Origin of the sequence: Haloarcula regularis (assembly GCF_029338315.1) — an archaeon.
Classification (GTDB): domain Archaea; phylum Halobacteriota; class Halobacteria; order Halobacteriales; family Haloarculaceae; genus Haloarcula; species Haloarcula regularis.
The window spans coordinates 211,861-231,403 of sequence record NZ_CP119794.1 but is presented as its reverse complement, the minus strand read 5'-3'; the positions used below and the strand labels follow the sequence as shown (position 1 = coordinate 231,403).

Genomic DNA, 19,543 nt, shown 5'->3' with positions numbered 1-19,543 from the left:
CCACCCGATCGTAATTCTCGAAGCCGATGCCGAAGTAATCGAGACTCGCTTTCAGGTGAGCCTGTCCGGTGACGAATTTTTCGGGTGCATCCGGGCGGCGCGTCGTCGAATCGAGCGCCACGAAGTGGTACGGTTCATCGAATCGATCGAGGCTCGAAGGGGCTGGGAGCCACTTTCGATACGTCGGGTCTGACGCGGGTGGTGCGTCGAGACGTCCATACCGCTGGTCGTCACCGAGCGGGGGCAGGCTGGAGAGACAGCCGGCCGTCAGAATCGACAGCGAGCCAGCCACTGCGGTACCGCTCCGGGTGAGAAACTGTCTTCGAGTCCGATCGGGGGAGGGCCGATATGAGTCAGGGGGCATCCTACAAGACGAGCATCCGGCGGCAAGGGAATATAAATGGCTCATCGACCACAGATGGTCGTAGATCGACGATGGGTTATAGGGTGATCGAACACGCCGGGGTCGATCCCTCGCGATCCCACAGCGGTCCGTGACTGTCCGCGTCAGACCGTCCCGTGCCGCCACAAAACGGTCCGGGAATCCGATCCATTCGTACCCTCTGTTCGGTGGGACTTGCGACACCTATTTGACCTCTGTCAGTACCGGAGTCATCGAGACAGGGCCTCTAATGACTTCCTCCACGGCCTGAAGGCCGTGGCATCCGGCCACCGGATGACCGGCCTACAGACTGCGCATCCCGAGCTGGGGCCGATTGCAGATGTGTCGCCAGGGGAATCGGAACGCTGTCGGGGGAATCCTTCGAGAGTCCGAGCGCCGAACCTCGTCACGTTCGAACTGCGCCAGACACTTCACCCCTGAAACGGCCGAACATCAGCTGCAGCGTTTCGCTCGCCGGCAGACTGCTCCAAACTAACCACTACCGGGTCACTCAGAGCATGTCTGAAAGGTAAATCTGGAAGATAGTGATCAGGATTGGCAGCAAGATTGACCCGGCAAGTCTAGTGAGGATGCTCAGTTGTAGCGGATAGAGGCTTACAGAGTTATAATTCTCGAAATTCCGCTGTACTCTCTGCAGTTCCAGTCGCTTGTTCAGTTCGGAAATCTCATTCTTATCGGGAGTATGTATCTGCTGCTCTACCGTGGCATACTGCTGTCTGAGATCCTCGAGTACTGAATCGCGATATCGTTGGGCGCGCCGGTTCACGATAACTGTCGGATACAGGAACGACAGGAATATCGTCAAAATGTAGATGCCAGTGATCCCAAATATGACTGCTGTCGTTCCACCCGAATCTGCAAAGTAAAAGAGGAGTGGGAGAAACAGGGAGGCTGAAGAAAAGAGGAGCGTCGTCCGGATCGCGATTGAGCCGACGATACTCAGCCCCCCCCAATCCATCAGGATGTAGGGGATCTATTTCCAGATCGTACTTCGTTATTTCGTGGATCAAGAGGATCGTGGTTACTGGGCCGACGAACCCGTGCCCGAGTACGGCGCCGATATAGATACCGTATGCGTATGTCGTGTAGAGAAAGAGAGAGCCTGCCCCACTCATTCCCATCGTTGTCAGTGCAGGCTCACTGACATAGATGATCGACGCGATGCTGACCGTCCAAAACGCTGAGACCGAAAGACGATGACGGGCAAAAAATTCGTTGTACTTCTTCGCTATGTCAGCCCGCTCTTGTTCGTCAGTGAGAAGCTCGGAGAGGTCTGTGAAAAACTCCGGCAGAACTCGTTCGTCATAGTACCAGATCAGATACGGTGCGATGTTGACCCACAGCAATCCAAAGGCAGACGAGTAAATGAAGACTGGCGTCAACGTCTCCCAGAAAAGGACGGAGTAGATCAACGCCAAGACGTTCCAGGGCATAGAGAACTTTAAAATTCCCAGAATCAGTGGGTTCTCTATCCCCCACAGCCCCCGTTCCAGTCGTTCACTCACCCAATGGGTGTCGTAATCGAATTTATCGTATACACGCTCAGGCATTCGTATACTCCCAGGAATCGGTGTAGGCATCGAACAGGCGCTTGATGATGCCCCCATTCGCCACTAATCTGGTGGCCACACTCGGTGACCGCAGGATCCTTCGAATCACGACGTTCGGCCGTCGAGTGATGTCGTCGATGGTTAACCCCGCAAGCGCTTCGGCGACATCGGCCAGTAACTTCGGATCTTCGTGTTCCACCCACGCTCCTCGCATCAGGTGTGCCAACCTGTATTCCGATTTCATGCTGTTGTACAGTGTGTGGAATACTCTGTTTCCTTCCCGGCCGCGATCAGGTCCGCCAGTAGATACGAGGACCGGATTCCCTGACAGATGCCTTCGCCCTGATACCGGTTGGCGATCCCCGCCGCATCGCCGACGAGGAAGACGTTTGATTCTGGGTGATGTGTCTTCTTTGGATCAAGGCTCGGGCCGCGTGGAATCGTATAAATATTCACATCAGCTCTGTCCGGGACGGGGAATCCATTACGTTCCGCTGCTGCTTCGAATGCACGCATGTAGTCATCCGGTCGCTCATCGCCCGCCCAGCCGATACCGACGTTTGCACGATTCCTGGACTTCGGAAACGACCACGAGTAGCCGACGTACCCCTCGAAATATATCCGGGGATACTCAACGTAGTCGCTGAAATCACCCTCGACAGTCGCATTCAATGCGACCATGTCGCCCGTGTATTCCGGAACACGATCGTGAACCTTGTGTGTGAGAGAGGGTTGGCCCGTCGCATCGACGACGTAATCGTATTCGTCACAGATGTCACGATATTCAGAATGGGAGACCGAACGACCGGTCTCGAAGAGCACACCGTCATCCGACAGCGATTCTGCCCACCGGCGTTCTACAACATCACGATCGCAGATATAGCCCGCCTCACATCGGAGGTTCGAAGTACCCAGCGGCGTCTCGGTTGCACTTCGGTTCATGCCACTGTATACTCGAAGCTGGAAACCACGGACGTTGTTCAAGAAACCGTTTGCTGCCGTCTTCTCGAGCGGGACAAGCGTTGAATCATTTATTGCCTCCCCACAGTCGACTCGCTTGTTGTCATACTCTTGCCGCTCGAACACACGAACTTCACCAATCCCGCTCAGATCATTGAGACTGTCTGCGGCCGCAAGTCCGGAAACCGAACCGCCGATCACGGCTACATCGTCCGTATCTACTCCCATCTCTTCACAACAGGTCGCCCCAGGGACATTATAATTGGGGGAAATCCGCCGGAATACCGGGTGAATTTTCCGCTGAAGGGCGAGAGCCCGAATTGTAGATAGCAATAGCCGGCAATTGTGGCTATACTCGGATTGCGTTCCACGTCAACCTGGTTGCCTCCGAGTCGCTAGGTTCTCGAACACGACAGAGTACCCGTGGTCGCGCGTTGTTCACCGAGCGCATCCGAATGCGTGCTCGGCTGTGACCGTTCAGGCAGGAAGTTTTCAGCTCGGATCGCCAGGCACGGCGCTCTCTGATCTCCGTCCTCGAACCGAGAGTGCAGGCGTGAACGGCGCGCCCGTCCCTGGCGAGAGGTTGCACAGAGCCCTCGAGGAAGGCGAGCGACGACTCGGTCGAGTTCCGGTCGAGTCGGTTCGGACCAGTGTTATCGTCGCGGCCGGCGACTCTGTCGGCGGACCCGGTTTGGTCATCTGTACCCACGTCGCCCGGGTAAGGGGAACGTTCGAATCCGGCGAGTAAACCGACGAGCCGAGCGTTCTGTGCCAGTCCGATTGCTCACCACCGGCGATTCCGACAGCAGTAGGTATTTTTCGGGGCCGCGTGACGTGTCGTGCATGCAAGCTGTCGTACTCGCGGCCGGCGAGGGGACTCGAATGCGGCCGTTGACCGCACAGACACCGAAGCCGATGCTGCAGGTGGCCGACCGGCCGCTGGTCGCCCACACCGCCGACACCGCGGTGAACGCGGGCGCCGACGAGCTCATCTTCGTCGTCGGCTACGAGGCGGCCGACGTCAGGTCGTACTTCGGCGACACCTACCGGGGCGTCCCCGTGACCTTCGCCGTCCAGGAGGAGCAACTCGGGACGGCCGACGCCGTCGACGCGGCCAGCCAGCATCTGGACGGCCCCTTCGCCGTCCTGAACGGCGACAACCTCTACGACCAGGCGAGCGTCTCGGCGCTGTTCGACGCTGCCCCGGCCATCGCCGCCTACCGCGTCGAGGACCCGCGAAACTACGGCGTGCTCTCGACGGACGGCGAGACGGTGACCGGAATCGTCGAGAAGCCCGCCGACCCGCCGACGGAGCTCGCGAACGCCGGCGCGTACGTCTTCCCCGCCGAAGCCCGGGACTGGCTGGACGTCCCGCTGAGCGAACGGGGCGAACGCGAGATAACGGACGTCCTCGCGCGGGTCGTCGACGAGCACTCGGTGACGGCCGTCGAGGTAGAGCGATGGCTCGACGTGGGCCGCCCGTGGGAACTGCTTGAGGCAAACGAGTGGAAGCTCGCGGACATGGAGCGGCGCATCGACGGCGACGTGCGGGGCGACGCCGACCTCAGGGGGACCGTCGTCGTCGAGGCGGACGCCGTCGTCGAACCGGGCGTCACCATCGAGGGGCCGGCGCTCGTCCAGTCCGGCGCCCACGTCGGCCCGAACGCCTACATCCGGGGCGCGACGCTCGTCGGTGAGGACTGCCACGTCGGCCACGGCGTCGAGGTCAAGAACACGGTCATCTTCGAAGGGTCGAACGTCCCGCACGTCTCTTACGTCGGGGACAGCGTCCTCGGTAGCGACGTCAACCTCGGTGCGGGCACGCAGGTAGCGAACCTCCGCCACGACGGCGACCCGGTCCGGCTGACCGTCAAGGGCGAGCGCGTCTCCACCGGCCGGCGGAAATTCGGCGTCGTCGCCGGCGACGGCGCGAAGACAGCGATCAACACCAGCCTCAACGCGGGGGTAGTCCTCTCGCCCGGGGCGACGACCGTACCCGGCGAGAGCGTCACGCGCGACCGGTAGTGTGGGTCGTTTTCTCGACACGAATATGTGGGATTAAGTACGGCCGATTCCACTCTCGGGTAAGAATGGTCGACCCGACATCGGATCACCACGAAGATATCGACGAGGAGGACGCGCCAAACTGTGTAACCTGTGGCGACCCCATCGCCAACGAAGTGACACACAGAGTCATCACGTGGATAGAGGAGGGGACCGTCCAGACGGCGCACTTCTGTGACGAGGACTGCCGAATGAACTGGGACACGGAGTAGTCGGTCAAGACCCGGTCTGATTCTACCGCCCCACTTTTCCTCGGCCGCCCGGTCCGGCACCTGTCGCCCAGCGGTGTGACCCTGCCCGCCGGTCGACAGTTCGACTGGGCGACCACCACGTTTTATCTCGAGGCCATCGTATCGACCGGTTGATGAATTGGTCCCCATGTGATGGCGCCCCTCCCGGCCGTCGGTCGGCGCTCGCGGTCGCAGGCCTGCTGGGCACCGCCGGACTGGTCGCGGCCGGCCTCGAGCGACGCCGGTTCGCCCGCGCCGTCGACGCACAGACCGACAGACTGCTCACGACGGCGTCGGTTCGAGAGGGAAAGTTCGACCGGGCGGAACTCGACGGACTGCCGGCCCCGGTGGCGAGCTACTTCGACGCCGTCCTCGAACCCGGCCTGCCGTACACGGCGGCGGTTCGCCTCGAACAGACCGGCGCGTTCCGCCTCGGCGATGCCGACACCCCGTGGCGCCCGCTGACGGCGACCCAGTACTACACGACCGCGCCGCCCGGCTTCGTCTGGGACGCGACTATCGACCTGGCACCGCTGCTCCCGGTCCGCGTGGTCGACGCCTACGTCGACGGCGCCGGCGTCCTCGAGGCCCGACTGCTCTCGGCACTACGGGTCGCGAGGGCGGGACCGTCGCCCGAGATGGACGCGGGCGAGCTGCTCCGGTACCTCGCCGAGGCCGTGTGGTTCCCGACCGCCCTCCTGCCCAGTAGCGGCGTCGAGTGGGAGGCCGTGAGCGGCTCGGCGGCGCGGGCGACGCTCGAGCACCTGGAGACCTCCGCAACGGCCGTCTTCCACTTCGACGACGACGGGCTCGTCGAGCGGGTCACGGCCGACCGCTACCGCCAGTCGGACGACGCGTACGCCCCCTGGACCGGCCGGTTCGAGGACTATCAGGTCCGGAACGGCCGGCTCGTGCCGACGCGGGCGACGGTCGAGTGGGCCCTCCCCGACGGGCCGGTTCCCTACTGGCGGGGGACCCTCGACGCCATCGAGCACCGGACCGAGCGGGTACGGTCCGCGCCGCGGCAGACGACCCTCTCCGTGTGGTGAGTCTGCCACGGCGAAAACGCCACCCCGCTGTCACTCGCCACGAGAAGACGTAGGATGCTCCGTCAGGGATTCGAACCCGAGGCGAGACTCGCTGTGCTCCTCTCGCGTGGTTCGAAGCCCTTCCGTCGCATCGATGTGGCTCGGGCTCGCTATCGCTCGCCACGAGAAGACGTAGGATGCTCCGTCAGGGATTCGAACCCTGGTCATCACCGTGAGAGGGTGATATGATTGGCCGGACTACACCAACGGAGCGCATTCGATTGTAGCGAGGAGTGACGTATAATCATTGCGCTTCACGGCCGCCCTGTGTGGGTTTCTCACCCGGCAGTCGCGGTCGGGCCCTCCGAACGGTCACTCCTCGTCGAAGGGCGACTTCGTGGCGTCGGGCTCGTGGCCGGCGAGGCTGATGATGTTCTCGCGACCCACGCGCAGTTTGCTGATCTCGCCTTCCTCCTCCATGTCCGAGAGAAGCATGCTCACCTTCGATTTCGACCAGTCGGTGCTATCGACGATGTCGACCTGCTTCATCCGCCCGCCGTTCTCCTCTAAGAGCTTGACCACCCGGTCGCTGTCGGTCAGCAGTTCCGCCTCCGCGACGTCCGGTTCTGCCGGCTCCCGGTCGGCCGTGGGCTCGGCGGTTACCGCACCCCCGTCACCGCCCTCGGCTGGTCCACGGGAGGCGGCCGCACCCGAGTGCCAGGCAACGGCCCCGCCCAGGCCGAGTACCACGACGGCAGCGACGGCGAGCAACATCAGCCACGCCGGCTCGCTGTCGGCCGGGGGAGCGGCCGTCCCGTCGGTCGTGGGCGTCTCTCCGTCCGTGGCTGTCGTCCCGTCGCCCACGGCGGACCGCGGCCCGAACTCGACGAAGGGACGGCGGTCGTTGAACGACTGCTCGCCGTTCCAGGTGACGGTAGCGCTACGGGACAGCGAATCAGGCTGACTGATGGAGTCGGGCCTCGGCTGGGCGTCCGTGAACGCGAGCGACGGGCCCCGTTCGAAGACCAGCGATTGGCTGGAACCGATGTAGAACCCCCCGGCGAAGACGTCGTTGACGACGACGCTGCCCTCCGAGACCACGGCGAAGTTCGTCCACAGGAACGACATCCGGACGGTGCCGCTGCTCTGTATGGGGTCGACGCCCGCCGACCGCCGGAAGTTGCGTGCGTCCATCTCCCGCCCGGTAGCGTTCGTCCCGACCTGCGTGAGGACGTCGGCCTGCGAGACGAAGTTCGTGTACAGCTGCGTCTCGTTGTTCTCGAACGCCGCCGCGTAGTCCTCGAACTGTTGCCGTTCGGACTCGTTGTTCAGCGGCGTCCGGTGTTCGATGGACCAGCGCGCCGACCCGTTCTCGTAGACGGTGACGCGGAACGCGGTCTGGTCGAACCCGTCCGGCGTCTGGACCGCGGCGCTCTCCTGGGCACCGCCGACTGCCGGTACCACACCGACGCTGACGAGGGCGAGGAGGACGATGGCACAGGCAGCGACCGGGCGCGACATCTATCCACATTGACCCGAGGACCGCATAAAAGCACTGTGAATGGACCCGAATCAGTCGCGACGTCCCGTCGCCTTCCCGGGGTTTCGTCCCGATACCCGGCACATGCGACGGCCGTGGCCCCACGGCCCCGGTATGACGACGCGCGAACACTGTCTGGACGGCATCAGAGACTTATTTACGCTGGAGGGTACAATGCCTGCCAATAGATGAGTATCGTAGACACAGTAGCTGACAGTCGGCGACTGTTCGTCGAGCGGCCCGGGACGGCGGCGATCGGCGCCGTCGTCGGGTTCCTCCTGCTGGACCTCGTAGTGAAACTCGCCGGGACGTCGGTTTTCTTCCTCGGTTTCAAACTCCTGGGTGGGGCGTTGACCGTCTCGTCGCTCGCATCGATGGTGCTCGACGGTATCCTGGTCGGGCTGGCGGTGGGGTTGGCCGGCATCGGCCTCTCGATGACCTACAGCATCCTCGATTTCGCCAACTTCGCCCACGGTGACACCGTGACGGCGGGCGCGTTCATCGGGTGGGTCGCCGCCTACGTCGTCGGCGGCCTGGGGACCGGTGCCTCGCTTGCCGACCTGTTCATGTTCGACTCGGGCCAGCAGCTCAGCGCGCTGACCGCACTCGCGCCGGTCCTGCTGGGCCTCGTCGTCGCCGGCGTGGGAACCGTCGCCGTGGTGTTGCTCGTCGACCGACTGACCTACCGCCCGATGCGGGACGCGGGCAACATCTCCCTGCTCATCGCCTCCATCGGCGTCGCGCTCGCGATGCGGTACATCATCGCTTTCGTCTTCGGGACACAGACCAGCGGCGTCGCCACCAGCGGCGTCCAGTTCGTCCTGCTGGACCTGGCGGGCCAGCGCGCGGTGACAATCACCGACAACGAACTCGCCCTGCTGGTGGTCGCCGTCGCCCTGATGCTGGGCGTCCACCTGCTGCTCCAGCGGACCAAACTCGGGAAGGCGATGCGGGCGATGGCCGACAACGAAGACCTGGCACTGGTCAGCGGCATCCCGACCGAGCGGGTCATCCGCCTGACCTGGATCCTCGGCGGCGGCCTGGCCGGCGTCGGCGGCTACCTGCTCGTCCTGGAGAGCGGGACCATCTCCTTTAACTTCGGCTGGATTCTCCTCCTGCTCATCTTCGCGGCGGTCATCGTCGGCGGCATCGGGTCGATATACGGCGCGATGGCCGGCGGCGTGCTCATCGGCCTCGTCGACAGCCTCGCACTCATCTGGCTCCCGTCGGGACTGACGCGTGCGGCGGCGTTCCTCGTGCTCATCGTCGTCCTCTTGCTCCGGCCGTCGGGCATCTTCGGGGGGGTGACCACAGCATGAGCGAACCGACGGTCCGCGACCGACTCGACGAGCTGCCCGACGTCGTCCTCGTCGGCGGCTACATCGTGGCCATCTGGCTGACGATGGTCGTCCTCGCACGCGTCGTGGGCGGCAGTCAGTGGCCGAACCTCGCGGCCGGGTTCGTGGGCAGCGTCACCGTCCTCATCGGCGCCTACGCGGTGCTGACGCTCGCGCTCAACCTCCAGTGGGGCTATACCGGCCTCTTCAACATCGGCGTCGCAGGGTTCATGGCCGTCGGTGCGTACACGATGGCGATACTCACCGCGCCGGTCGATCCCGGGGCGGGCGGCGTCCCGGGATTCGGCCTCCCGCTCGTCGTCGGCGTCGTCGGCGGGATGGTCGTCGCGGCCGTCGTCGGCGGCCTCGCGGCGCTCCCGGCGCTGCGGCTGAAGGCCGACTACCTGGCCATCGTGACCGTCGCGCTCTCCGAGATCATCCGGTTGTTCGTCAACTGGAGCGGCGTGGCCGAGATAACCCTGTTCGGCGCGACGTTCGGGACCGGCGGCGCGACGGGCATCTCCTTCGAGGCCCCCGACGACGTCGTGGCCGGCCTCGTGACCGGCGTCGGAAGCCCGCTCGTCGCGGCCGGCGAGGCCGTTGGTGTCTCGAGCCCGAACCTGGTCAACATCGCCTACGGCCTCGCGCTACTGGCGGTGGTCGCCGGCGCGTACTGGGTGCTGACCCGCCTCTCGAACTCCCCGTTTGGCCGCGTGCTCAAAGCCATCCGCGAGGACGAGACGGTCACCCAGTCGCTCGGAAAGGACACCCGCCTGTTCAAGATCAAGGCCTTCATGATCGGCTGTGCGCTGATGGGGCTCGCGGGCATCCTCTTTCGCGGCGGTGCGGGCTACATCAGCCCAGCAGTTCCGTCCCGCCATCACGTTCTACGTGTTCGCGGCGCTCATCATCGGCGGGTCTGGGTCGAACACGGGCAGCATCCTCGGGGCGGCGACGTTCTCGGCGCTGCTCTTTTATCTCCCGGCGCGGATCGGCGAGAACATCCCGCTGGGTGGCGGCGGGTCGGCGGGCAACATCGTCGAGGCCGTCGCCGCACTCGCCTCGCTGGACCCGACGCCCTTCGTCGCGTATACGGTCGGGAACATCAGCACGCTCCGGTTCGTCCTCATCGGCGTCGTCCTCATCTACATCATCCAGAACCAGCCCAAGGGGCTGCTCGGTCACCGGAACGAACCCGCAGCGAGCGTTGACCTGAACGAACGGCGATCCCAGCCTGGAGGTGACAGCGATGAGTGAGTCCGAGGCCACCGCCGCGAGAGACCGCGAGTTCGCGGTACGCAGCGACGACATCGACGACCCGCTCCTCGAGGTGGACGGCCTGCGGAAGGAGTTCGGGGGCGTCACCGCCGTCGACGGGGCGTCCTTCGCGGTCGAGACGGGGGCGCTCACGGGCCTCATCGGCCCGAACGGGGCCGGGAAGTCGACGACGTTCAACTGCATCGCCGGCATCCACGCGCCCACGGCAGGTCAGGTCCGGTTCGACGGTGCGGACGTCACCGGCTTTCCCCCCTACACGCTCGCGAAGCGCGGCCTCGTCAGGACGTTCCAGATAGCCCGCGAGCTCTCGGAGATGACGGTGCTGGAGAACGTGATGCTCGCCCCACCGGACCAGGTCGGCGAGTCGGCGTTCCGTGCCGTCGCCCCGGGACTACGCGCGGGTGTCAGGGACGACGAGCGCGACGTGGTCGACCGGGCCTGGGAGACCCTGGAGTTCTTCGAGATAGACCACCTGGCTCACGAGAACGCCGGGACGCTCTCGGGCGGCCAGCGGAAGCTGCTAGAGATGGCCCGGGTGCTGATGACCGACCCGGAGATGGTGTTGCTCGACGAACCGCTGGCGGGGGTGAACCCGACGCTGGAGGAGAAACTACTCGAACGAATTCACGACCTCCGGGCGGACGGGCTGACCTTCCTGCTGGTCGAACACGACATGGACATCATCATGAACCACTGCGAACACATCATCGTGATGCACCAGGGCGCGGTGCTCGCGGAGGGCGACGCGGCGGCGATACAGTCGAACGAACAGGTGCTCGAAGCGTACCTCGGAGGTGACGTATGAGCCAGCAGGCACAGCGGTCCGACGAGGTGACGCTGCCGGCCCCCGAGGAGAGTCTGCTGGCGGTCCGGGACCTCGACGCCGGCTACGGCGACCTGCAGGTCCTCTCGGACGTCGACATGGACGTCGGCGACGGCGAGTACGTCGTCATCGTCGGCCCGAACGGCGCGGGCAAGTCGACGGTGATGAAGTCCGTCTTCGGCCTGACGACGTACATGGGCGGGCGGGTCATCTTCGACGGCACCGACATCAGCCAGCGCTCGCCGGACCAGATCATCCACGAGGGCATCGGCTACGTCCCCCAAAACGAGAACGTCTTCGGAAGCCTGAGCGTCCGCGAGAACCTAGAGATGGGCGCGTACATCTTAGACGAGGTGCCCGAAGACCAGATAGAGCGAATCTACGACCGCTTCCCCATCCTCCGGGAGCGCTCGACCCAGAAGGCCGGGACGCTCTCGGGCGGCCAGCAGCAGATGCTGGCGATGGGCCGGGCGCTGATGCTCGACCCCGACCTCCTCTTGCTCGACGAACCCTCGGCCGGCCTCGCGCCGGACCTCGTCACGGAGATGTTCGACCGCATCGACACCATCAACGACGACGGGACGGCCGTCCTGATGGTCGAACAGAACGCGAAGGAGGCCCTGCGCCGCTGTGACCGGGGCTACGTCCTCGTCCAGGGGCAGAACCGCTACCAGGACGCGGGCGAGACGCTCCTGAACGACCAGCAGGTCCGCCAGGACTTCCTCGGCGGCTGAGAGCGGGGCGTATCCGAGCGGCGGACTGCCGAGACCGGGAGACACTTGCCGCTCGGTGCGCACCACCGCACGTATGCCCTCCTCGAGACCCTTCGTTGACCCCGCGACCGGCTCGCTGGACGAACAGCAGATACTGGTCGAGGCCGTGCCGCTGGCGAAGCTGATCGGCCTGTTCGTCGCCATCAGTCTGGTCCCGTTCGCACTGGTGTTTTTCGTCCTCGGCGATTCCGCTCTGGGCGTGCTGGTGGGACTGCTCGGCCAGTTCGTGCTCGCGGTCGGTGCCGGCGTCGTCCTCGTCTACGCCGTCGCCCGCGGGACGCAGCTGGCGGAGGCCTGACCGCGAGGTCGGATACCGGGCGGCCCCGCCACCGCCGGGAGTTACCCCCACGTTTATTCTCCCTGCCCGACCCGCCTACAGTATGGACAGGACTCGCTCGCAGTCCCGGAATCGGTCGTCCTCGAAGCGACAGGCGAACAGGCGCTCCCGGAGATGGGCGTCGTCGAACAGGTATGGGAGACCGACCCCATCGACCCGGCGGACATCGAGGCGCTGACCCGTCAGGCCGTCGAGTCGCTTGACTGGGGCGGCGTGCCCGACGGTGGCGAGGTGGCGATCGGCGCCGGCAGTCGCGGCATCGCCAACCTCGCGGCCATCGTCGGCGGCGTCGTCACCGCCGTCGACGAGCTGGGGTACGATCCCTTCGTCTTCCCCGCGATGGGGAGCCACGGCGGCGCCACGGCCGAGGGTCAGCGGGAGAAACTCGAAGCGCTCGGCGTCACGGAGTCCTCCGTGGGCTGTGAGATACGCTCGAGCATGGACGTCGTCGAGGTGGGGCGCACGGCCGAGCGTGACGTCCCCGTCGTCGCGGACGCGAACGCCGTCGCCGCCGACGCCATCCTGCCGGTCAACCGCGTCAAGCCCCACACCGACTTCGACGGGGCTGTCGAGAGCGGCCTCTCGAAGATGCTGGTCATCGGCATGGGCAAGCAGCGCGGCGCGAAGATCGCCCACGAGTGGGCCGTCGACTGGAGCTTCCGGAACATGATTCCGGAGATAACCGAGCAGCTGCTCGAGGCGTTGCCCGTCGTCGGCGGGGTGGCCATCGTCGAGGACCAGCACGACGACACCGCAATCATCGAGGGAGTCCGGCCCTCGGGCTTCTTAGACCGGGAGGCCGAACTGCTCGAGACGGCCTACGACATCATGCCCACGATCCCCTTCGACGAACTGGACGTGGTCGTCGTCGACCGGGTCGGGAAGGACGTCAGCGGCCAGGGGATGGACACGAACGTCATCGGGCGCCGGCCCTTCGCCATCAACGAACCCGCGCCCGACCGACCGGACATCAAGCGCATCTTCGCCCGCGGCCTCACGGAGACGACCCACGGCAACGCCATGGGCATCGGGTCGGCCGACTTCGTCCACGAGGCGGTCCTCGACGAACTCGAGGCCGAGAAGACGCTCATCAACGCCATCACGGCGAGCACCGTCCGGGGCGTGCGGCTCCCGCCCGTCGTCGAGACAGACCGGGCCGGGCTGACGGCGTCGCTCTCGACTGGCGGCGTGGTCCCGGCCGGCGAGGCGCGGGTCCTCCGGGTGACAGACACGATGCGGCTGGACAGGATGTACGCCTCGACGGCGCTGCTGGAGGCCGCGCGCGACCGGGACGACCTCCGGGTGGTCGGCGAGGCGGAACCCATCGCGTTCGAGGACGGCCAGTTCGCGGCCCCGACGCCCCACCAGGGGTGAGCCGCCGAGACGCGCCGCTGGGCGACGGTGCCGAAAGAAACTGCGGCCGTCTCCGGTCGCTCCTCAGAGGGTCATCGCAGTGTTGAGCTGCGAGGTGTAAGAGGACTGCTGGGACTCGAAGCTGACCTGCTGGGCGACGGTGCCGCCGGCCTCCTCGAAGGCGTCGACGAACGCCTGCTGGAGCGCCTGGCCGTAGCTGTTGTTGAGATACAGCGTCGAGGCCGTCATGCCGCCGAGGTTCTCGGTGGCGACCTGGGCCAGCACCTGCCCCTGGAGCGCGTCGCTCGGGGGCGTCCGGAAGAGGAAGTCCTCGTCCTCGAGCCCGGTGATGGCCGGCGACGTCGCCGACGGCGAGCAGCCGACGACCTGGTTGTCGACGAGGACGTTCCGGGCCACCTGGATGGTCGTCTCGGACCCCGCCGGGCCGGTGATGGAGGGGAAGCCGGCGCTGACCAGGGAGTTCGCGGCGTCGATACCGGCCTGGGCCTGAGACTGGGTGTCACCGACCTGCGTCTCGATGGTCTGGTCGATCGCGTCGCGCAGCTGGATGGCCGGCAGGAGCGCGCCGTCGCGGATGGCCACGCCGAGCGGCCCGAGGTCGCCGGTCTCGGGCTGGAGCACACCGAGTCGGACGGTCCGGTCCGCCCCGCTGCCGCTGCCGGACGGTTCGGGCTGCGGGATATCGCCGGACCCGCCGAAGTCGACCGTCTCGCGGGTCTCGACGCCCTCCTCGGTGAAGCCGAAGACCTGGTAGCGTGCGGCCGTGATGTCGCCGGCCTCGTCGAAGTTGACGTTGCTGGAGGCACCCTCGTACTGGATGTTCTCCCCCGCCGCCGCGGCCTCGGCGGCCTCGGGCAGCTGCTCGGGCGTGTAGGTCGTCCCGCCGGGGTTCGCGACGACGCGCATGTGGTCGCGGATGGACGCGCCGTCGTTCGCACCGGCCATCAGGTTGGCGAGAATCTGGACCGCGGAGGCGTCGTAGGCCTGCGAGGTGAACACGCCGGCCTGGTCGTAGTCGAACTCCTCCAGGAACAGGCTCTCGAAGGTGTCCTTCCCGGGGCCGGACGACGTCGGAGCCGTCCCGCGGACGTTCGACATGTCGTTGCCGACGTCGCCCGGGAGGTCGCCGGACTGGAGCCCGTCGGTCACGAGGATGTCGGCGTCGTCGTCGCCGTAATCGGCGTAGAAGTCCTTGAACAGCTGGACGCCGCTCTGCGGGTAGCCGACGACCATGAGGACGTCCGGCGTCTGGGCGCCGCCACCACCGTCGCCGGTGCTGCCGCCGTCGCCACCGTCGCCGCCATCGCCGCCGTCGCCACCACCGTCGCCGCCGTCGCCACCACCGTCACCGCCGTCGCCGGTCTGCTGGGTCGAACAACCGGCCAGGCCCCCGAGGAGGCCGACGGTGCCGACTGTTCCGGTCCGTTTCAAGAACGTGCGTCGATCGTGGTCTCGACTCATGTCTTCCGTTGGTTGGCCCCACTAGTAGAAATATGTTGCCCGTTCCGCAACGATTTCTGTGCCGGCCGCAGACACTATGCCGACCGATTTCGCGCCCCGCCTGTCAGGGTGCGAGACGGTTCTTCCGGTTTCGCATGTGCTCGTTGTAGTGCTCGAAGGTGATGGGACACCACTCCTCGGCCAGGTCCAGCATGTCCTCGGTCAGCCCGCGAATCTCCCACTGTGCGTCGGCGGCCGCCCGCATGTCGGCGACGTGCATCAGCATCCGGGCGTTCATCGACATGACGATGTTGACCTCCGTCCCGATGGGGAGGACGAACCGCGCGTCCTCGGGCGGCATCCCGAGGTCCAGCAGGTCCTGATACGACCGGACCGCGTTCTCGACGGCGTCCGTGAATATCGCCTCGCGCTCCGCGACAGTCTCCTCGTCGACCTGGCCGGACTTCTGGTTGCGCCCGACCCAGGAGGGGTCCGTCGCCGAGGGCGGGACGACGACCATCTCGCCCTCGCGGACGTCGGCCGGGTCAACGTCGTCGAAAGAGACGTACCGCATCGACTGCACGTCGAAGGAGACGTGCCGGTGGCGGGTAATCTGGGCCATACACGACCGGGAGACGCCCTCGACCGCGAAGGTCGCCTGCGCGTGTTCGAAGGGGCCAAAGTGGCCGTGGTCCAGCAGGTGGCCGATGAGCGTCCGCTTCTTGTCCTCGATGGTCTCGCCCTCGACTGTCTCCATCGTCTCCTCGAAGGACTGGTCCCCGACGAACCCCGCGCTGTAGTCGTTCCGTGCCGCCTTGCAGATGAGTTCTTCGGGGTCGTCCGTCGACTCGAGCAGCGTAACTTCCATACCGGGTGGGTGAACCCGAGGGTGAAAAATACTTCCTCCCGCGGTGGGACCGTCGTTCAGAGCTGCTTCCAGGCCGTCGGTTCGTTCGCCAGTCCCAGGACCCGGGCCTCGCGGCCGCCGGCCTCCGCCTCGCGCACCTCGATGAGGCCGTCGAAGGCCTGCTTGATGACCTGGAGGGTCTGGGAGTCGTGGGCACCGGAGTCGATGGTGAACACGCCGATGTAGTCGGCGGTGTCCAGCCGCGACGAGAGGACGTGACAGAACTTGAACACCGTCTTCTTGTCGGTGTAGGTCAGCATCGTCGACAGCGAGACGAGCGCCAGTCGCCCCCTGGTGCGGCCGGCGTTGTGGAGCCCCTCGATTGCTTTCGTGATGCCGATACCGATGCCGGTCAGGTCGCCCGGCGATGACACCTGGTGGACGAAGGTCCCGTCGAGTGCGTCGGCGTCGACGCCGCCCTCGCCCCGGCAGTCGACGACGCCGAGCTGGGAGTCAGACAGTTCCGGCACTTCGTCCTGGAACACCTGCGCGATGTTTCTCGCGCTGTCGTTGGTACTTACCACGACCGCGCCCTCGCCGTCTCGGGCCCCGTCCGTGAGGATATCGTACGCAAGGCGTTGCTTCCCACTCATCGCCGGGCCGGAGAGGAGGATGCTCGACCCGGGCCGAACGTCGCGCAGTTCCTCGAAATCGAGGACAGATGATAGATCGTACATGGTAGCTCCGTTACTCCTCGTCTGCACTCAGGCCACGGAGCGTCGCGATGAAGTCGGAGTCGTCCTCGATGCCGCCGAGAGTCTCCGAGAGGCCGTCGCGCATCTCCGCGATGTCTTCGGTCAACGCGTCGTACTCGTCGCTCTCGGCCAGTTCGGCGCTCGATTTCGTGGCCTCGAGGGTCGCCTGCTTCTCGACGAGCGCGTAGTACTCCTGGAGCATGGAGTCGTACTCGGAGCGCTCGAGCAGATTGGAGACGGTGTCGTGGAGCTGCTGGCTCCGGATCGGCTTCGAGAGGTAGGCGTCGAACCCCATCTCGAGGATGTCGAAGTCGGGTTCCACGGCCGTCACCATCGCCACTCGACAGCCCAGCGCCCGCTCGCCGATGCGCTCGAGCACCTCGTCGCCCGAGAGGCCAGGCATCATCCGGTCGAGGAGAACCACGTCGACGGACGCGTCGAGCATCTCGAGGCCCTCGTCACCGTTCTTGGCCATTCGAACCTCGTATTCGTCCTGCAACCAGAGCTTGTAGGTCTCTGCGACGTCGGGTTCGTCTTCCACAATGAGAACGACAGGGGGGTCCACATCGGACATCAGTGATTCTACTGGGCGGGTACCGTATCCACGTACATAGCCCTGTGGGTGTCGTTATCAGCGTTGTGAATCGAGCGCTGGGCGGAGGTGGCAGCGACCGAGAGAGCGACACCCACATTGGCACGCCCGCCGAACGGTCGGGCATGATCCGGAACCTCGCACGCGGCGTCCAGGCGTTTACCAGCAACGCGTTCCTCGTCACCGGCGAGCGAACCGTCCTCGTCGACGTGGGCAACGAGTTCGACGTCGTCGGTGCGGTCCGCGAGCACACCGACGACCTGGACGCCATCGTGCTGACACACACCCACCACGACCACGTCGGGAACCTAAGAGCCGTCGTCGACGCCTTCGACGTCGACGTGTGGGGCCAGGACCAGACACAGCCGGGCGTCGACCACGCCATCGCCGACGGCGAGACGGTCCAGCTGGGCGACCACGGGTACCTGGCCATCCACACGCCGGGCCACAAGGACGACCACCTCTGCTTTTACTCGGCGACTGCGGGCGTGCTCTTCGCGGGCGACCTGGTCTTCGCCAACGGAAGTTTCGGCCGCACCGACCTCGAGGAGGGCGACAGGGACCTCCTCGTGGACAGCATCGACAGGGTGCTCGACGTCGTAGACGAGGACTTCGGCGAGCTGCACACCGGTCACGGCCCGAGCGTCACCGACGCGCCGTACCACGACGTCGAACGCTCCTGGCAGGCGGCCCGGTTCTGACCGCGTGCCGACGGAGCGTCAGCGGCGTTGACAGGTGGAGGAACCCTAATGTACCCCTGTCGCAAAGCCCCGGTAAGCCAATGTTACGCTGTTCGCACGAGGGGTGTGCCTGGCGGGCCATCGCGCCCTCCGAGGCCGCCGCTCGCGCGCAACTCGCCGACCACGTCGCCACGGAACACGCCACGACGGTCGACGCCGACATCCCCGACGGGAAGGTACAGGTCCGACTGGACGGAGACGACGAGTGGCAGACCGTGACCCTCGAAGAGGCGCACGAACTCCACCGGGACGTCCACGACGACTGACGCGCCGCCCCGGTAAGACCGTGTTACCGCCCCGCACGCCCGGCTCGGGAACGACGCCTCGCCGAGCGCGGCGCCTCCCTCAGTCGAACGCTGTCGCCAGCAGCGCGTCGTAGGCGTGGTCGTACGCCTCCGCGACAGCTGCCGGGTCGCTCCGTTCCTCGCTGGTGAGGGCCGGAAGCCGGACGGCGCCGGTGCGCTCGATGAGGTCCACGACGTTCCCGACCCGCTCCTCTAACTGTCCTTCCTCGGGACTGCCGCTCGCGATTTCACACGCCTTCGCGTAGCGGCGGCCGTCGTAGAACCGCGCCCGTCCAGGTTCGACGACGGCGACTGCGTCCGGTTCCAACCCAGAGAGCGGGCGGGCGACGTCGCCGTACGACTCGACGACCGCACGCTTCGCCGCGGCGATGTCCTCGGCCACACCGTCCAGAGCCGGGACGTGCATCGCGGCCATGAGGTCGTTGAAGTCCGTGACCGACGTCACGCGGGGGGCGTTCTCCAGCGGAAGGCGTTCCTCGACGGAGGGCGGCAGGTCGACGGTGCCGTTGACCACGAACTCCTCGCCCACGCGGTCGACGACGAACTGTTCGTGCTCGCGCCCCAGCAGGCCCGTGCCCGCCCCGGCCGAGGGGTGCCAAAGGCGGTGGACTGGATTTATCGCCTCGGGCGAGACGTCAGCGGCCGTCGCCGCAGCGAGTCGCTTCGCATCCTTCCCGTAGAGGCGGCCCTCGGCCGTCGCCCGCTCGTAGTCGTCGTGGTCGAACCAGTAGTTGTTCCCGGCTCTCGGCTTGTAGCCGCGCGCGCCGGTCCGTTCGAGCAGGCCGACCGTGAACGTCGTCTTGCCGGCGTCGACTCGGTCGGCGCCGGCGACCAGGAGGTTCATTCGTCGGCGAGGCCGTAGAGGCCGACGACGTCCTCGTCGCTCGGTTCGGCAAAGACCAGGTCGTCCTGGTTGTAGATCATCCACGGGATGGCCCAGTCGATGAACACCGACTCGTTGAAGTCGCTGAGTTCGGCGTCGGCTGGCAGGCCCTGCAGCAGCCGGGCCAGTTCCGGTATCGTATAGAGCAGGTCCGGGTCGAGGATGTCCGCTGGTTCGTGCAACTCGAACGACAGGATCTCGTCGTAGTCGGCCTTCCTGGCAGGCATACCCGCGGGTATGCCGAGGGCGTGGGTAAATCCCTCGGAGTACGCGTCGCTGGTCGG

The 19,543-nt window shown here is 65.8% G+C and carries 19 protein-coding genes, 1 tRNA gene and 2 pseudogenes; 11 read left to right on the top strand and 11 right to left on the bottom strand.

The genetic code is table 11. The features are described from left to right. Positions 1-1,074: 1,074 nt before the first annotated feature. From P1N55_RS01340 to P1N55_RS01330, 3 genes are read right to left on the bottom strand one after another with little or no spacing between them, the layout of a single operon-like run. Positions 1,075-1,953 (bottom strand): hypothetical protein, encoded by an 879-nt coding sequence (locus P1N55_RS01340; protein ID WP_276277243.1) that lies wholly within the window; start codon positions 1,951-1,953, stop codon positions 1,075-1,077. Then, positions 1,946-2,152, bottom strand: a complete 207-nt coding sequence (locus P1N55_RS01335) for a hypothetical protein (RefSeq protein WP_276277242.1) — start codon at positions 2,150-2,152, stop codon at positions 1,946-1,948. Before P1N55_RS01335 ends, P1N55_RS01340 begins: the two co-directional genes overlap by 8 nt. A gap of 41 nt (positions 2,153-2,193) precedes the next feature. Further along, the gene (locus P1N55_RS01330) at positions 2,194-3,141 is read right to left on the bottom strand and encodes an NAD(P)/FAD-dependent oxidoreductase (protein WP_276277241.1); all 948 of its coding nucleotides are present in this window, start codon (positions 3,139-3,141) and stop codon (positions 2,194-2,196) included. A gap of 615 nt (positions 3,142-3,756) precedes the next feature. Here P1N55_RS01330 and glmU point away from each other — a divergent pair. From glmU to P1N55_RS01315, 3 genes are all read left to right on the top strand, one after another. Continuing rightward, positions 3,757-4,938 carry a bifunctional sugar-1-phosphate nucleotidylyltransferase/acetyltransferase gene (gene glmU, locus P1N55_RS01325; protein WP_276277240.1) on the top strand — a complete coding sequence of 394 codons (1,182 nt, stop codon included), beginning with the start codon at positions 3,757-3,759 and terminating at the stop codon, positions 4,936-4,938. A 65-nt stretch (positions 4,939-5,003) separates the two neighbouring features. Next, on the top strand, positions 5,004-5,189 hold the full coding sequence (locus tag P1N55_RS01320) for a DUF7576 family protein (protein ID WP_276277239.1): 186 nt from the start codon (positions 5,004-5,006) through the stop codon (positions 5,187-5,189). 152 nt (positions 5,190-5,341) lie between these two features. After that, positions 5,342-6,256 carry a DUF6544 family protein gene (locus tag P1N55_RS01315; protein WP_276277238.1) on the top strand — a complete coding sequence of 305 codons (915 nt, stop codon included), beginning with the start codon at positions 5,342-5,344 and terminating at the stop codon, positions 6,254-6,256. Positions 6,257-6,433: 177 nt separating this feature from the next. On the opposite strand, the gene P1N55_RS01310 is transcribed toward P1N55_RS01315, so the two are convergent. Both P1N55_RS01310 and P1N55_RS01305 read right to left on the bottom strand, forming a co-directional pair. Then, positions 6,434-6,508, bottom strand: a tRNA-Glu gene (locus P1N55_RS01310). A 99-nt stretch (positions 6,509-6,607) separates the two neighbouring features. Then, complete coding sequence (locus tag P1N55_RS01305; protein ID WP_276277237.1) at positions 6,608-7,756, bottom strand: helix-turn-helix transcriptional regulator; 1,149 nt, start codon at positions 7,754-7,756, stop codon at positions 6,608-6,610. Positions 7,757-7,963: 207 nt separating this feature from the next. Between P1N55_RS01305 and P1N55_RS01300 the strand changes: the two genes are divergently transcribed. The 6 genes and pseudogenes from P1N55_RS01300 to P1N55_RS01275 form a co-directional block, all read left to right on the top strand. After that, positions 7,964-9,094 (top strand): branched-chain amino acid ABC transporter permease, encoded by a 1,131-nt coding sequence (locus P1N55_RS01300; protein WP_276277236.1) that lies wholly within the window; start codon positions 7,964-7,966, stop codon positions 9,092-9,094. Beyond that, positions 9,091-10,369 (top strand): annotated as a pseudogene (locus P1N55_RS01295) (branched-chain amino acid ABC transporter permease). The gene P1N55_RS01300 and the pseudogene P1N55_RS01295 overlap by 4 nt, the downstream one beginning before the upstream one ends. Then, positions 10,362-11,195, top strand: a complete 834-nt coding sequence (locus P1N55_RS01290; protein ID WP_276277235.1) for an ABC transporter ATP-binding protein — start codon at positions 10,362-10,364, stop codon at positions 11,193-11,195. Before P1N55_RS01295 ends, P1N55_RS01290 begins: the two are co-directional and overlap by 8 nt. Next, entirely contained in the window at positions 11,192-11,947 is a 756-nt protein-coding gene (locus tag P1N55_RS01285) for an ABC transporter ATP-binding protein (protein WP_276277234.1), read from the top strand. Before P1N55_RS01290 ends, P1N55_RS01285 begins: the two co-directional genes overlap by 4 nt. 73 nt (positions 11,948-12,020) lie before the next feature. Further along, complete coding sequence (locus tag P1N55_RS01280; protein ID WP_276277233.1) at positions 12,021-12,284, top strand: hypothetical protein; 264 nt, start codon at positions 12,021-12,023, stop codon at positions 12,282-12,284. Between the two features lie 93 nt (positions 12,285-12,377). Then, a pseudogene (locus P1N55_RS01275) lies at positions 12,378-13,697 on the top strand (nickel pincer cofactor-dependent isomerase, group 22); the annotation flags it as partial. Between the two features lie 63 nt (positions 13,698-13,760). Here the strand turns inward: P1N55_RS01275 and P1N55_RS01270 are convergent. The 4 genes from P1N55_RS01270 to P1N55_RS01255 all read right to left on the bottom strand — a co-directional run bounded on the left by P1N55_RS01270 (position 13,761) and on the right by P1N55_RS01255 (position 17,313). Then, positions 13,761-15,158 carry an ABC transporter substrate-binding protein gene (locus P1N55_RS01270; RefSeq protein ID WP_276277231.1) on the bottom strand — a complete coding sequence of 466 codons (1,398 nt, stop codon included), beginning with the start codon at positions 15,156-15,158 and terminating at the stop codon, positions 13,761-13,763. Between the two features lie 103 nt (positions 15,159-15,261). Continuing rightward, positions 15,262-16,005: an FAD-dependent thymidylate synthase gene (gene thyX / locus P1N55_RS01265; RefSeq protein ID WP_276277230.1), complete on the bottom strand. Its 744-nt coding sequence runs from the start codon at positions 16,003-16,005 to the stop codon at positions 15,262-15,264. A gap of 56 nt (positions 16,006-16,061) precedes the next feature. Further along, positions 16,062-16,721 (bottom strand): RAD55 family ATPase, encoded by a 660-nt coding sequence (locus tag P1N55_RS01260; RefSeq protein ID WP_276277229.1) that lies wholly within the window; start codon positions 16,719-16,721, stop codon positions 16,062-16,064. A 10-nt stretch (positions 16,722-16,731) separates the two neighbouring features. Beyond that, on the bottom strand, positions 16,732-17,313 hold the full coding sequence (locus P1N55_RS01255; protein WP_276277228.1) for a HalX domain-containing protein: 582 nt from the start codon (positions 17,311-17,313) through the stop codon (positions 16,732-16,734). A 143-nt stretch (positions 17,314-17,456) separates the two neighbouring features. Between P1N55_RS01255 and P1N55_RS01250 the strand changes: the two genes are divergently transcribed. Together P1N55_RS01250 and P1N55_RS01245 are read left to right on the top strand one after the other, a co-directional pair. After that, positions 17,457-18,032, top strand: a complete 576-nt coding sequence (locus tag P1N55_RS01250) for an MBL fold metallo-hydrolase (protein ID WP_276278655.1) — start codon at positions 17,457-17,459, stop codon at positions 18,030-18,032. A gap of 80 nt (positions 18,033-18,112) precedes the next feature. Further along, entirely contained in the window at positions 18,113-18,337 is a 225-nt protein-coding gene (locus P1N55_RS01245; protein ID WP_276277227.1) for a hypothetical protein, read from the top strand. Between the two features lie 79 nt (positions 18,338-18,416). Here P1N55_RS01245 and P1N55_RS01240 read toward each other — a convergent pair whose 3' ends face one another. Both P1N55_RS01240 and P1N55_RS01235 read right to left on the bottom strand, forming a co-directional pair. Then, positions 18,417-19,220, bottom strand: coding sequence for an ATPase (locus P1N55_RS01240; protein ID WP_276277226.1), 804 nt, complete (start codon positions 19,218-19,220; stop codon positions 18,417-18,419). Next, the gene (locus P1N55_RS01235) at positions 19,217-19,486 is read right to left on the bottom strand and encodes a DUF5827 family protein (RefSeq protein WP_276277225.1); all 270 of its coding nucleotides are present in this window, start codon (positions 19,484-19,486) and stop codon (positions 19,217-19,219) included. The genes P1N55_RS01240 and P1N55_RS01235 overlap by 4 nt, the downstream gene beginning before the upstream one ends. Positions 19,487-19,543: the final 57 nt, after the last annotated feature.

Bases quoted from the DNA above. Each gene is read 5' to 3' on its own strand.
- P1N55_RS01290 (WP_276277235.1), top strand. From the start codon at position 10,362: ATGAGTGAGTCCGAGGCCACCGCCGCGAGAGACCGCGAGTTCGCGGTA.
- P1N55_RS01255 (WP_276277228.1), bottom strand. From the start codon at position 17,313: ATGTCCGATGTGGACCCCCCTGTCGTTCTCATTGTGGAAGACGAACCC.
- P1N55_RS01245 (WP_276277227.1), top strand. From the start codon at position 18,113: ATGTTACGCTGTTCGCACGAGGGGTGTGCCTGGCGGGCCATCGCGCCC.
- P1N55_RS01330 (WP_276277241.1), bottom strand. From the start codon at position 3,141: ATGGGAGTAGATACGGACGATGTAGCCGTGATCGGCGGTTCGGTTTCC.
- P1N55_RS01235 (WP_276277225.1), bottom strand. From the start codon at position 19,486: ATGCCTGCCAGGAAGGCCGACTACGACGAGATCCTGTCGTTCGAGTTG.
- P1N55_RS01300 (WP_276277236.1), top strand. From the start codon at position 7,964: ATGAGTATCGTAGACACAGTAGCTGACAGTCGGCGACTGTTCGTCGAG.
- P1N55_RS01285 (WP_276277234.1), top strand. From the start codon at position 11,192: ATGAGCCAGCAGGCACAGCGGTCCGACGAGGTGACGCTGCCGGCCCCC.
- P1N55_RS01250 (WP_276278655.1), top strand. From the start codon at position 17,457: ATGATCCGGAACCTCGCACGCGGCGTCCAGGCGTTTACCAGCAACGCG.
- P1N55_RS01280 (WP_276277233.1), top strand. From the start codon at position 12,021: ATGCCCTCCTCGAGACCCTTCGTTGACCCCGCGACCGGCTCGCTGGAC.
- P1N55_RS01305 (WP_276277237.1), bottom strand. From the start codon at position 7,756: ATGTCGCGCCCGGTCGCTGCCTGTGCCATCGTCCTCCTCGCCCTCGTC.
- P1N55_RS01270 (WP_276277231.1), bottom strand. From the start codon at position 15,158: ATGAGTCGAGACCACGATCGACGCACGTTCTTGAAACGGACCGGAACA.
- glmU (WP_276277240.1), top strand. From the start codon at position 3,757: ATGCAAGCTGTCGTACTCGCGGCCGGCGAGGGGACTCGAATGCGGCCG.
- P1N55_RS01240 (WP_276277226.1), bottom strand. From the start codon at position 19,220: ATGAACCTCCTGGTCGCCGGCGCCGACCGAGTCGACGCCGGCAAGACG.
- P1N55_RS01320 (WP_276277239.1), top strand. From the start codon at position 5,004: ATGGTCGACCCGACATCGGATCACCACGAAGATATCGACGAGGAGGAC.
- thyX (WP_276277230.1), bottom strand. From the start codon at position 16,005: ATGGAAGTTACGCTGCTCGAGTCGACGGACGACCCCGAAGAACTCATC.
- P1N55_RS01260 (WP_276277229.1), bottom strand. From the start codon at position 16,721: ATGTACGATCTATCATCTGTCCTCGATTTCGAGGAACTGCGCGACGTT.
- P1N55_RS01340 (WP_276277243.1), bottom strand. From the start codon at position 1,953: ATGCCTGAGCGTGTATACGATAAATTCGATTACGACACCCATTGGGTG.
- P1N55_RS01315 (WP_276277238.1), top strand. From the start codon at position 5,342: ATGAATTGGTCCCCATGTGATGGCGCCCCTCCCGGCCGTCGGTCGGCG.